The following is a 12,329-nucleotide window of genomic DNA, read 5'->3' on the forward strand; positions in this document are numbered from 1 at the left end:
CTTTGATTTAAATCATAAGTTGCTCATTTTTGAATTTATGACTTGTGGCTAAGCTAACGAGAATAAAAATAATGAAGGATGCAACAATGGGAATCGTAACCGTGTGCATACCAAAGACGGAAGGATAAAAGCGATCAATGATAATATACAAGGACATGCCTGTAATCATGGACGCAATCGCACCGTATTTATTGGCTTTTTTCCAATACAATCCTAAAACTACTGTCCAGATAAAGACAGCCTCTAGCCCACCAAAAGCAAATAAATTCAACCACACTAATAAATCGGGTGGGTTGAGCGCAAAGATAATAACAGCTAAGCCAATAACCGTTGTCACAACAAAGCTTGCACGTTTAATCTCTGCATCACTAGCTTGTGGCTTCATGTAATTTAAATAAATGTCTTTGACAACCGTGGAGCTGACCAGCATAAGCAGAGCATTGACAGTTGACATGGTAGCAGCCATTGGCGCAGCTAAGACGATCCCCGCTAAAAATGGTGGCAATACCTTTAATGTCAGAAGCGGCATTACTTTATCACCAATCTCAATGTCAGGTAAGACAGGTCGTGCTAATACGCCAATTAAATGCATGCCAAACATGATTGTCCCGATGGCAATCGTGCCAATAATGATGGCTAAGTGCATACTTTTAGAATCCTTATAGCTCATGGCACGGACAGCAATTTGCGGAAGCCCTACAACCCCTACACCAATTAAAATCCAAAATGTCGAAACATACAGTGGTGTTAAATCTCCTTGCGCTCCAAATGGTGACACAAAATTAGGATTTTCAGCGACAAGTGAGTCCATAATATTATCGATGCCACCACCTGCAATAATAGTGCCGATTAATAGAATAATTGTGCCAACGACCATAATCGAACCTTGCACAGTATCCGTTAAAGCAACAGCTCGGAAACCACCAATAATGACATACACTAGCACCGAAATCGCAAAAATAAATAGTGCCGTTGTGTATTTTAGGCCTGTTAATGACTCAATTAAGCGTGCACCACCTACCCATTGCGCCATCATAGCCGAAAATAGAAAAACAATGATACTAATGGCTGATAAAATGACAATGACATGGCTTTTGTAGCGCTCTCGTAAAAAATCGATTAACGTAATAGCTTGGTAACGACGAGCGATAATAGCAAATTTCTTGCCTAAAATCATCAGTACAAAATAACCTGCAGGCAGCTGTGCCATTGCCAATAACACCCAGCCAAGCCCCTTCGTATAGGCTACGCCAGGTCCTCCGATAAAGCTGCTCGCACTGCCGTATGTAGCAATCATTGTCATCGCCAGGATAAAACCACCCATTTCACGACCACCAAGAAAATACTCCTGTAGGAATGAATTAGAGGACCGAATATGCTTATTGGACCAAACACCAATTCCGAAAATAATAATTAAAAATAATAGCAATGGAAATACAACTTGCCAATGCATTAGCGATCCACCTCCTCATCATCAAATGGCACCTCTTTGAAGAAGAGCTTCATTACAATCCAGATGAGTAGGATCATAAAGCCTGTCCCTGCAATACAGCTATAGAAAAACCAAGCTGGGAAACCAAAGACATATGAATAATTTTTGGGGTCTCCCGAGCCTAATCCATAGGCAAAGCCAAACCAAATCGCAAAGTTGACAAGGACTAGTCCTATCCCAATAAGCGCCTCTCGATGCGCTATTTTAAAGCGTTGATCTTTCACATGCAATCCCCCTAACCTTCTCTATTTTACTGATATGTTGGTCTGATGGGAAGAGATGCGAAAAAATTAGGGTAAGCTTACAAGAAAAATCTGTCTAAGGAAATCAAAAGTAAGAGCCTGTGGATGAACATGCATTCTTCTAAAAGCTTAGTACGCCACTATTTGAATCAAAAACAATGCATTTTTTTGTATAAAAATATGGGATATTATTTTACATTCCATATGACATCTAAATGCTTTTCAACACAATCGTTTATGATGATAAAAAATAATAACCTTCGTCACACTAGTTGGGCGAAGGTTATTTCCTATTTATAAAGGGCGTTGTTCCCAAGGCTGTAGCGTGCCAACGATATTGATAGATCGATCATGCTGAATAGCATCGATGACTCCTTGTGAAATTTCCTTATGTGTAAGCCATCTTGACTGACCGTTTTCCATTATGAAACCTAGCTGGACTTGACGATAGTGAGTGATATCAAGTAGATGGATTTTATCTTTGATTTCATTTAGATTAGCGCTGCTGCCTAATACATGAAACAGCTTCCATATTCCTGAAATTTCACTAGCTATGCTCTCTAATACAGTTTCAGCATAGGAGTGAATCCAAGCAATGACCAATTCAATGGGTCCATTATGCGCTATCGTTTCTTCTAGCTTCTCTTTAAGGCTATATCAAGATAATCAACTAAAATTGGTGTGACACGTGATGGATTTGATGATTTACTTATGAAACATTCCATTCGATTGGCATTACGTCCAATTACCGAAACGTCATATCCGTTCTTCACTAACCAAAGGGTTGTGTCAGCTAACATTCCTGTCCCACCAATAACTAATGCGTGTGCCATTCATTTGTTCCTCACTTTTAATTCTTATTTAAGAGAGACTCATCATACTTAGCAGGTGGAATCGACTAGCCTATGCAATGCCTTTTTATCAATTTTACCAACACTTGTTTTTGGTAGTTGATCTAAAAAAATGATTTGTTTCGGAATCTTATAACGTCCTAATTGTTGATGACATAGTTCGTTAAGTTCATCTAAGATAGTCGCTACTTGATGACAACAAACAATAAATGCGGTTACAATCTCACCCCAATAATCGTCTGCTACCCCAATCACGGCAACCTCCTGTACGTCTGGATGCTGCAGCATACATTGCTCCACTTCCTGAGGGTAGACATTTTCACCACCGGAGATAATCATCTCTTTTCTACGACCGACGATATAAAAATCACCATCCTCATCCATCATCGCCAAATCACCTGTTTTTAACCAGCCGTCTTGTAGGATATTGGCGGTTTCTTGCTTGTTATTCCAATAAAAACGGAACATATGCTTACCTCTTACCAGCAGCTCGCCCACTTCACGAGGTGCACAGCTTTGCCCAGCTTGATTAATGATTTTCGCCTCATTAAACTGCATGCTTTTCCCAACAGCCCCTTTTTTCGCGTAAGCATCTTCTCTCGCAATATAAAAATTATTAGGTCCCGCCTCTGTTAAGCCATAGCCCTCCTTAAAGAATAACCCCTTTTTATGAAAGACATCATAAATGGGATGTGGGCATGGGGCACCGCCAGATAAAAATACGTTCATCGAGGGGAAATGATTTTCTCGAAAGTATTCCGTAGCAATCATCGCTTGATACATCGTTGGGACAAAAAGGGAAATCGTCGTTTGATATTGATTCGTTGCCCGCAGTGCGGCTTCCGCTTCAAACTTATCGCCAATGATGACGGTTCCTCCCACCATAAGAAGAGGTATGCATAAAGCATTTAAGCCACCTGTATGAAACATCGGCATATAATTTAATGTCCGATCTTTCTCCTGTAAACCCCAGCTAATAATTGTATTGATTGCGTTCCAATTGACCGACTGAAAGGATAGCACAACACCCTTTGGACGACCTGTTGTGCCTCCGGTATAAATCATTAGCCATGGATCATTCAAGTCCACGTCTTGCCTACTTGGTAGCGTTGCCTTCTCGTGCTTAATGAGATGAAGTGGAAACATTTTTTCTACCACCAAGGAACAATGACTCTCTTCTTCATACAAGAGAATGGAAGGGGTCGCATCCTCCAAAATTTGAGTTAATTCCTCTCTACTTAATCGCCAGTTTAATGGCACATAAATAAGCCCTCGTAGCCCACAGGCAAATAGAATAGCAAAAAGTTGGATATGATTTCTCGCAAAAACTGCGACTCTACTGCCTTTTTTTAGCTGCTGACGCTCGAAAAATTGACTCCATTTGCCGATTTCCTCTGATAATTGCTGATAGGTCCATTGCTCCTCTGACGCTAGATTAATCAAGGCGATGTGATGAGGCGTTAAGGCGGCACGTTTTAAAATCCATTCTTGCTCAACAAACATCTTGACACCCCCATCACATCATAATGGCGCCATCTACATGAAGCGTATGACCATGAACATACGATGCCTCATCAGATGCTAAAAACAAATAGGCATTGGCTATATCCCGTGGGGTTCCTAAACGTTGTAACGGCACGATTGCCCGCATTTGAGCCAAAATATTTTCAGGCATCTTTTTGACCATAGCTGTTTCTGTAAAGCCAGGTGCCACTGCATTGACATTGATGCCTTTACGCCCTAATTCCTTTGCCCATGTTTTGGTCATCCCTACAATGGCAGCTTTCGTCGCTGCATAATTCGTTTGACCAACATTGCCATAGACCCCACTAACCGATGATGTATTAATGATTTTGCCACCTCCAGCTGCCACCATATGGGGAATGACCTCCTGTGTGCAATGAAAAACGCCTGTCAAATTGACATCTAACACCTGCTGAAATTGGTCATCTGTCATCTTTGTTAGCATTGCATCTCTTGTAATACCTGCATTATTCACTAAAATATCAATGCGTCCAGCCTGTTCGATCACTGCTGTCACCAGCTGGTTAACACTCTCTCTCCTTGCCACATCCACCTGTATAAATGAAGCATTTCCTCCTAGTTGTTGAGCTGCGAGATTCCCTGCCTTCTCATCGAAATCAGCGATAAACACCCATGCCCCTTCTTCGATGAAACGCTCGGCAGCCGCATAGCCGATGCCATTGGCTGCACCTGTAATAATGGCTACTTTATTGTTTAAACGCATACTGTCTTCCTCCAATTTCTAAAAAAGCCTCGATTTCAGCTGTTAATTGTGCTAAATCATCCATCAATGGTGAATGCCCACAATCTTTTAAGCTAACAAACTGTGCCGTTTTGCCTAAGTCTTGCAGTAATTCCGCATTCATTTCCTCTGTAATAACTAAGTCACGATCCCCTCTCAGTACTAAAATCGGTATCTGGAGTAGGAGAGCTTCGTGTGACCCTTTTGTCACATCATTGTCAACAGCACTTATATTAAATGTATTGAGTGCATGATACACCTCTGCTAAGTTGCGCTGTGTTAGCATATCCTCTATATATTCTTGGTATTTTTCCTCGTTTGGTTGCTGATGGGTATAAATTAAAGCATTCCATATCGACCGTAAACCTTCGCCGTTTTTTGTGTCATAAAAGCCTTGGATAAGCTTTGTTTTCGATGTATCCACAAGTACATCTTCATAGTTATAGGCTCGCTTAAAGCAGGCTGGATCGCCTGTTCCTAAATCCGTATAAAATGGATAGCCACGTGTAGAAGCGGAGGCCAGTAAGATTAATTGCTGGCAATAACCTGGATAATTGGCTGCAAACTGCATACAAACAGCTCCGCCAGTTGACCAGCCAATCATGTCAAAGCTTTGCAATTGCATCGCATCCACAAATAGCTTAACATCATCACTAAAATCTTTAATGGTATAGATTGGCTGATGATAGGATGAACCTCCAAAGCCTCGTAAATCGATTGCATAGATGGTGTATTTATCATCTAAAGCATCTATCAGCACATCCCAATGCTTAGAGGAAGTCATATTGCCATGAACCAACACTAAAGGATGACTTCCTCCAACTCTTTTGCGATATGCCATCGTCTCACCATTTGCTAGTTGAATTGTTTGTAACATACCATTTCCCCCTTATCCCCAACGTATTGTGATAGCCCCCCAAACATAGCCAATGCCTGCACTCACTAGTGTCACAAGAGCACCTGCTTGAATACGATTTTGCTCCTGAGCTAGCTGTAAGGACAATATTTGATCGATTTGCCCAATATGTCCATAGTCTTGTAAATAAATAGACTGTTCCTGCTGTAAGCCAAGCTCTGCTAAAATATAATCATGTGCAGACCTTTTCATATGCAGCATCGCTAAGTAGTCGAGCTGTTCTTCACTGTATCCACTTTTCGCTAGAGAACAGCGAATAACCTTCAAAAAATGGCTTAATGATTTTTGTTCTAACCTCTCCTTCATCCCAATCGGGTCCAAAACGTCAAGCTGATATAAATTTTCTGTTAAATGGAATGGTGTTAACGGTGTTTTCGTACCTCCAACTGGTACAACTACATCCTCTGAGAAAGAACCATCTGTCATAATTTCCGCCTCTAAAAGCTGATTTTTTTCATAGTTTTTTTGTAGCAATATGGCACCTCCACCAGCCGCCAAATTGTACATAAAGCGCGTTCGTGGATTGCTGTAATCGATAAAATCCACATTGCGATAGCCACCTGCTAAAAGAATGGTATGAATTGTGTCATCTGATGCCATTAAACTTTTCGCTACTTTCAACGCCATGATCGTCGTGCCACAGCGCAATTGCACATCAAATGCCCATGCATTAACCGCACCAAGCTCCTCTTGCATTTTGATGGAGGCTGTCCATAGTGGGTATTCCTTATGCTCTTCACCCATATAGATGATCACATCAATATCTTTCGGGTCCAGATTTGCTTTTTTTATCGCATCCTGTGCTGCCCATATACCCATTTGCACGGTATGATCATGCTCACCAGGGATTGGCTTTTCATGAATACCCATTTTTTGACGGATAATGTCCTCTGGAATATTTGAAAGAGCCGCAATGTCCTGCGAAGTCATTTTATTTTGAGGTAGATAGATACCTGTACTGACAATACCAACAGTCATTCAAATCGCTCCTTTTCCTGGGGCAGAGCTACGGGCTTTTTTCTTTGCTTTAGCTTTGCTCGCCATTTCCAAAACAGCAGTCTTAGTGAGCCAATAATACCTTTCGGGAAAAAGATAACGGCTAAAATATAGAGAATCCCAAAGAAGATAATCCAACGTTCAAAAATAGGGTAATCTCGTGCTAGCCCTGATAATGCATGCTGTGCATATTCAATCACTGCTGCTCCTAGTAATGGCCCTACTAAAGTGCCGACCCCACCAATAATCGTCATTAATAGCGCATCGAGTGTAATATCCATCGCCATCACACTCGTGTTAACGAAGCGTAAAGAAATCGCATATAAGGAGCCTGCAAAGCTCGCAACAATGCCTGCAACAACGGAGGCAATCACTTTATAGTGCAAGGTATTAAAGCCTAATGATTTCGTCCGTTGTTCATTTTCCCGAACAGCAATTAGTAGTCGACCTGTCGGCGAGTTAACAAAACGGTGGAGCGCTAAAAAGATGACAACTAAGCTTGCTAACACAAAGAAATAGAAGGTCATCCGATCTCTAAAAATATCTGGTGCTCGAAAAGTAAAGCCATCATTGCCATACGTGACAGAGCGCCACTTTTCAGCTACTACTAAAAATAACCCCGAGAAGGCTAGTGTGAGCATCGCAAAAAAATGACTTTTCAAGCGCAAGGTTAATAAACCTACTAAAAAACTAACAAAGCCTGCTATTACCATGCCTATCATGATGGACACCAGAAAGATGAATAGTGTGTTATCCATTTGCTTGAGCATGACCGCTGTCGTGTAAGCGCCAATACCAAAAAACATAGCGTGCCCAAAGGAAACGATTCCTGTATAACCGAGCAAAATATCATAGCTCATCGCCAGTATGCCAAAAATGAAAATTTGTGTCAGTAAAATAAGCAGCGTCCTTGAATCATTGACAAAAGGGAGTACGATAAAAATCGCCAATAACAGGAAAAAAGCGATAGAGCGTAAGGACATTTTCTTGTTCATGATGTTCGCTCCTTTCGCATCGTAAACAGCCCCTGTGGACGGAAAATTAAAACGCTGGCCATTAAAATCATATTGACTGCTAGTGATAGCACAGGCACATAATAAGCCATAAAGCTACCTGCTAGCCCTACTAAAATAGCAGCCAACAATGAGCCTGAAAAACTACCCATTCCGCCAATGACGACGACAATAAATCCTAAAATGGCGTACTCCATGCCCATCTCCGCATAGATGACGCCCGAATACGGAGCCATCAACATTCCACTAAGTGCCGCAAGAGCCGCACCCACCATAAAGACATATAGAAATACACGCTTAATATGAATACCAAGAGCCTGTGCCATTTCCTTATCCTGCACACCAGCTCGAACGATCAACCCAATCTTCGTGCGTTTCAGCATATATTGAAAAACACCAAAAATCACAAACCCTATAACAATAATAAATAGGCGATATTTGATGATAATCACGTCACCAAATTCCCAGCTTCCCGCTAAATAGCTCGGCGTTTTTACGGCCACACCATTTGGACCAAAAACCACCTTGATGAATTCCTGCAAAACGAGCATAAGCCCTAACGTAATTAAAATTTGCTGAATATGATTGCCGTAAACAGGCGTAATAATCAATTTCTCTGTAAGCAGTCCAAGTAACGCACCTGTCACAAGCGCACCTATAATTCCTACGATAAAGCTTTCTGTCCACATATAGGTAAAGATTCCCGCATAGGCTCCCCAAACAAATAATCCACCATGCGCAAAATTCAACACATCCATTAAGCCAAAAATTAACGTCAAACCTGCCGCCAGCAGAAATATCAACATCCCTGTTGCCAAGCCATTAATGAGTAAATTGATGAAAAGCTCCAATGATGGTCACCCCCTTTATCCAATTCCTAAATACTTGCGTTTTAGTTCTTCATTGACAATCAAATCCTCCATCATGCCCGAATTTACTGTTCTGCCATCATCGATCAAAGTATAGGTATCACCAATCCGGCTAGCCATCATAAAGTTTTGTTCAACAAGAACAATGGACGTTTTCTTTTTCATTTCCATAATCGCTTCCATCACCTTCTCCACCACTATGGGCGCAAGCCCCTTGGAAGGCTCGTCAATTAATATTAATTGGCTATCATTGATAAAGGCTCTTGCCATGGACAGCATTTGCTTTTGCCCTCCTGATAAATGCCCGCCAGCCTTTTTCCAAAACTTCTTCAAATCGGGAAACAGCTCCAGCACATATTGCTGTCGCTCTAACGTGGCAGTATCCTCCCTATACATGGCTACCTTCATATTTTCCTCTACCGTTAAATCTGCAAAAATCCCTTGATTTTCAGGCACATAACCTATCCCTAATTTAGCCACCTTGTATGTTGGGCTTTTTTTAATGGAGTGGGAGCGAAAGGCGATTTCGCCATTTGTCGCAGGTGTTAATCCCATAATTGTTTTCAAGGTCGTTGTTTTACCTGCACCATTTCGTCCAAGCAGTACGCTAACCTGTCCCTCCCTCGCTTCAAAATTAACTCCCTGCAAAATGTGATATTGGCCGATATGCGTGTGAACCTCATTTAATGTCAGTAAGGTGGTCATCGTACAGCCCTCCTAAATATGCTTGTTGTACGGTATCATTATTCATAATTTCCACGGGTGAACCATCTGCTAGTAGCTGACCATTAAATAACACCATAATGGAATCCGATAAATCTAAAATCATATCCATTTTATGTTCAATGAGCAGAATGGTTTTATTCCCTTGATTTTTAATGGTCCGAATGACCTCTAAAATCGTAGGTACTTCCTCTAAAGACATACCAGCTGTTGGTTCATCGAGTAGCAGAATTTCCGTATCCAACGCAAGTAGCATGGCAATCTCAAGCTTTCTTTTCTCCCCGTGTGATAGGATCGTTGTCAGGGCGTCCCGTTTATTGTCGAGTAAAACGAGTGATAATAGCTCCTCCGCTTTGTCGGTAATCGCCTTATAGCTTTTGTAGTGTCGAAATAGCTGATAACGAATCTTTTCCTTTGACTGCACGGCTAAACGAACATTTTCGAGAACCGTTAAATTTGGAAACACATTCGTGATTTGAAAGGATCGACCCAACCCCATACGTGTTCTTTCGATGGCCGACTTTTGGGCAAGTGATTGCCCTTTAAAATAAACATCACCCGCAGTTGGTTTTAGCTCTCCACTAATCAAATTAAAGAACGTTGTTTTTCCAGCACCGTTCGGCCCTATAATGGACTTTAAATGCTTTTCAGGCATTTGAAAATTAACGCAATCCACCGCCGTATGTCCCCCAAACTGAATCGTTAAATTGTCTGTGTGTAGTATTGGCTCCATCCTCTACTCCCTTCTCCTCTAATAGTTATGTAGAAAGACAGCCATGCTGCCTCTCATTTGTTTAATTCATAACAGGTGGTGCTGTTTCCTCAGGACTTAACTCCCGAATAAGTACGGGTACTGGATAATCCACGCCATCCTGTTGCTCTAAGCGAATGGAATACATCGATTGAAGGGCTTGATGGTCCTCTTCACGGAACGTCATCGTACCTTTTGGTGTCTCAAATGACATCCCCTCCATTATGCCGATCAGCTTGTTGGCATCTGCATCTCCCTCCGATTTTTTCAATGCCTCCATAATGGCAATCGCCGCAGACATACCGCCAGGTGTAAATAAGTCAGGTACTTCATTGAAACGTTTTTGATGTTCCTCAACTAACCATTTATTGACATCATTTTGCGGTAGTGTGTGGTAATACACCGAAAAACCTTCCATACCAACCAATGGATTCATAAATTGAAGCGCTATAATATCAGGTGCTCCCGTTGAAATTTTAATGCCCTTTTCTTGAATTTTAAGATCTGCGATTTGATTCCATGGTGAATTTGCTCCTGCCCAGACAACGAATAAATAATCAGGCTTAGCATCTAGCACCTTTTGTAAATTAGACGTAAAGTCTGTTGCTGCTGGGTCTGCATACTCCTCTAACACAATGTCAGCACCTAATTTCTCCGCTGCCGTTTTAAACGCATTCACCCCATCCCAGCCAAACGAATAATCTGGGGCAAATGTAGCAATCTTCACACCTTTACCAGCAATAGCCGCCGCGGCTGCATAGGCATCCTGTGATGAATTACGACCTGTACGGAAAATATACTCATTAAACTCAGAACCTGTAATACTGTCAGCCACCGCAGGCTCCACCACCATAATTTTTTCATACTCCTCCGCCAGCGGTAGAACAGCAAGGGTATCACCAGAACTTGAAGAACCTACTAAAAAATCAACCTGGTCATCTTCTAATAGCTTTGTTGCTTTCTGCACGGCCACCTCCGGCTTTGTCTCCGTATCCTCATACACAACCTCGATTTTCTTACCATTGACCTCCATCGTCCCACCAGTCGCATACTCAATCCCTAAATCAAATCCCCGCTGCGTCTGCTTCCCATATGATTCAAGCGCCCCCGTTAACGAAGCAAGCACCCCAATCTTAATCGTGCCTCCTTCCGCCGTCACCGCTTTTGTCTCACCATCGGAGGAATCTGCATCTGTTGCATCATCCTTCGTATCCTCCCCACTACAAGCTACCAACACCACAGCCAACATTACTAAAAGAAACCAATACCACCGCTTCTTCATCCTATAACCCCCTTTAAAATAAGCTCCATAGAAAGCGCTTTCTTGCTATGACAACACTATACAAAAGTCCAGTTACAAATTAGTTACAAAAAATGCTTTGCACAAAAGTACAAAGCATTTTTCTGTATCGATGTTATGGAATTATTTATTAAAAATTTAAAAGTGATAAAAGATTTGTCGCTACGCTATTAATTACATCAGGTAAAAAGAAAGACAAAAACGTTGAATGTACAACATTTTTGTCTTTTGTATTAGGAACTATTTTTTAGTGTTTCAAACTGCATTCTGTAGTACGCTTCATGAAGACCATTCCTGCTTCAATACACTATACAAGAAGGAATCTCGCCAAACACCGTCTTTCATTAACATATTTTCACGTAATATTCCTTCTTTGGCCATTCCAACCTTTTCTAAAACCTTTGATGATCCAATGTTTCTTGGGTCACATGTTGCATAAATACGATGGAGCTTTAATGTGTCAAAACCGAAAGTGATCACTAATTTAGCACTCTGCGTTGCTACTCCCTTCCCCCAATAGTCAGGGTTAACAATATAGCCAATTTCCCCCACCTTATTCGTGAAATCCCTAATCATTATCTCAACCGAACCTATTAAAGTTTCTTGATAAATAATAGCAAAAACATATCTTTCCCTTGGTGTTTGTCTTGCTTCATCGAGTGCATCCTGAATGAATTCTTTTGAATCCTCCTCTGTATTCGGTCCCCATGTTTGATACCTACAAACAATCTCCTGTGAGGCATATTTATGAACATCAATCCAGTCATGTGGCGTGAATTCCCTTAAAAATAATTTTTCATTTGCAAGTATCACTTTAATTCATCTCTCCTTCTACACGATTCAACCATTCACTCATCTTGTTCAATCTGCAAATTGTGGCCAGCCTTTTATTTGTCTGACAAAATGGCAT

14 protein-coding genes are annotated in these 12,329 nt (G+C 41.4%); all 14 read right to left on the reverse strand.

Translation table 11 applies throughout. From position 1 onward, the window contains the following. Window positions 1-7: 7 nt before the first annotated feature. The gene (gene panF, locus MHI22_RS04780) at window positions 8-1,453 is read right to left on the reverse strand and encodes a sodium/pantothenate symporter (RefSeq protein WP_340811163.1); all 1,446 of its coding nucleotides are present in this window, start codon (window positions 1,451-1,453) and stop codon (window positions 8-10) included. Continuing rightward, complete coding sequence (locus MHI22_RS04785) at window positions 1,453-1,716, reverse strand: YhdT family protein (RefSeq protein ID WP_340811165.1); 264 nt, start codon at window positions 1,714-1,716, stop codon at window positions 1,453-1,455. The genes panF and MHI22_RS04785 overlap by 1 nt, the downstream gene beginning before the upstream one ends. Before the next feature lie 312 nt (window positions 1,717-2,028). Then, the gene (locus tag MHI22_RS04790) at window positions 2,029-2,337 is read right to left on the reverse strand and encodes a short-chain dehydrogenase (protein ID WP_340811166.1); all 309 of its coding nucleotides are present in this window, start codon (window positions 2,335-2,337) and stop codon (window positions 2,029-2,031) included. A 32-nt stretch (window positions 2,338-2,369) separates the two neighbouring features. Beyond that, window positions 2,370-2,567 carry a hypothetical protein gene (locus MHI22_RS04795; RefSeq protein WP_271909954.1) on the reverse strand — a complete coding sequence of 66 codons (198 nt, stop codon included), beginning with the start codon at window positions 2,565-2,567 and terminating at the stop codon, window positions 2,370-2,372. A gap of 48 nt (window positions 2,568-2,615) precedes the next feature. Further along, on the reverse strand, window positions 2,616-4,088 hold the full coding sequence (locus tag MHI22_RS04800; RefSeq protein ID WP_340811168.1) for a class I adenylate-forming enzyme family protein: 1,473 nt from the start codon (window positions 4,086-4,088) through the stop codon (window positions 2,616-2,618). Window positions 4,089-4,101: 13 nt separating this feature from the next. Continuing rightward, window positions 4,102-4,833, reverse strand: a complete 732-nt coding sequence (gene fabG, locus MHI22_RS04805) for a 3-oxoacyl-ACP reductase FabG (protein ID WP_340811170.1) — start codon at window positions 4,831-4,833, stop codon at window positions 4,102-4,104. Next, window positions 4,817-5,728, reverse strand: a complete 912-nt coding sequence (phaZ, locus tag MHI22_RS04810) for an intracellular short-chain-length polyhydroxyalkanoate depolymerase (protein WP_340811171.1) — start codon at window positions 5,726-5,728, stop codon at window positions 4,817-4,819. Before phaZ ends, fabG begins: the two co-directional genes overlap by 17 nt. A 12-nt stretch (window positions 5,729-5,740) precedes the next feature. Further along, on the reverse strand, window positions 5,741-6,745 hold the full coding sequence (locus MHI22_RS04815) for a 3-oxoacyl-ACP synthase (RefSeq protein WP_340811172.1): 1,005 nt from the start codon (window positions 6,743-6,745) through the stop codon (window positions 5,741-5,743). Further along, a complete protein-coding gene (locus MHI22_RS04820) occupies window positions 6,742-7,758 on the reverse strand; it encodes a branched-chain amino acid ABC transporter permease (RefSeq protein WP_340811173.1) in 1,017 nt (338 codons plus the stop codon). The genes MHI22_RS04815 and MHI22_RS04820 overlap by 4 nt, the downstream gene beginning before the upstream one ends. Next, a complete protein-coding gene (locus MHI22_RS04825) occupies window positions 7,755-8,627 on the reverse strand; it encodes a branched-chain amino acid ABC transporter permease (RefSeq protein ID WP_058843533.1) in 873 nt (290 codons plus the stop codon). Before MHI22_RS04825 ends, MHI22_RS04820 begins: the two co-directional genes overlap by 4 nt. A 15-nt stretch (window positions 8,628-8,642) precedes the next feature. Then, on the reverse strand, window positions 8,643-9,350 hold the full coding sequence (locus tag MHI22_RS04830; protein WP_089932777.1) for an ABC transporter ATP-binding protein: 708 nt from the start codon (window positions 9,348-9,350) through the stop codon (window positions 8,643-8,645). After that, the gene (locus MHI22_RS04835; protein WP_036117677.1) at window positions 9,325-10,101 is read right to left on the reverse strand and encodes an ABC transporter ATP-binding protein; all 777 of its coding nucleotides are present in this window, start codon (window positions 10,099-10,101) and stop codon (window positions 9,325-9,327) included. The genes MHI22_RS04830 and MHI22_RS04835 overlap by 26 nt, the downstream gene beginning before the upstream one ends. Window positions 10,102-10,162: 61 nt before the next feature. Next, on the reverse strand, window positions 10,163-11,401 hold the full coding sequence (locus tag MHI22_RS04840; RefSeq protein ID WP_036117673.1) for a substrate-binding domain-containing protein: 1,239 nt from the start codon (window positions 11,399-11,401) through the stop codon (window positions 10,163-10,165). 297 nt (window positions 11,402-11,698) lie between these two features. Further along, on the reverse strand, window positions 11,699-12,232 hold the full coding sequence (locus tag MHI22_RS04845; RefSeq protein WP_036117670.1) for a GNAT family N-acetyltransferase: 534 nt from the start codon (window positions 12,230-12,232) through the stop codon (window positions 11,699-11,701). Window positions 12,233-12,329: the final 97 nt, after the last annotated feature.

The organism is Lysinibacillus sp. FSL L8-0312, assembly GCF_038003285.1.
GTDB classification, from domain to species: domain Bacteria; phylum Bacillota; class Bacilli; order Bacillales_A; family Planococcaceae; genus Lysinibacillus; species Lysinibacillus fusiformis_D.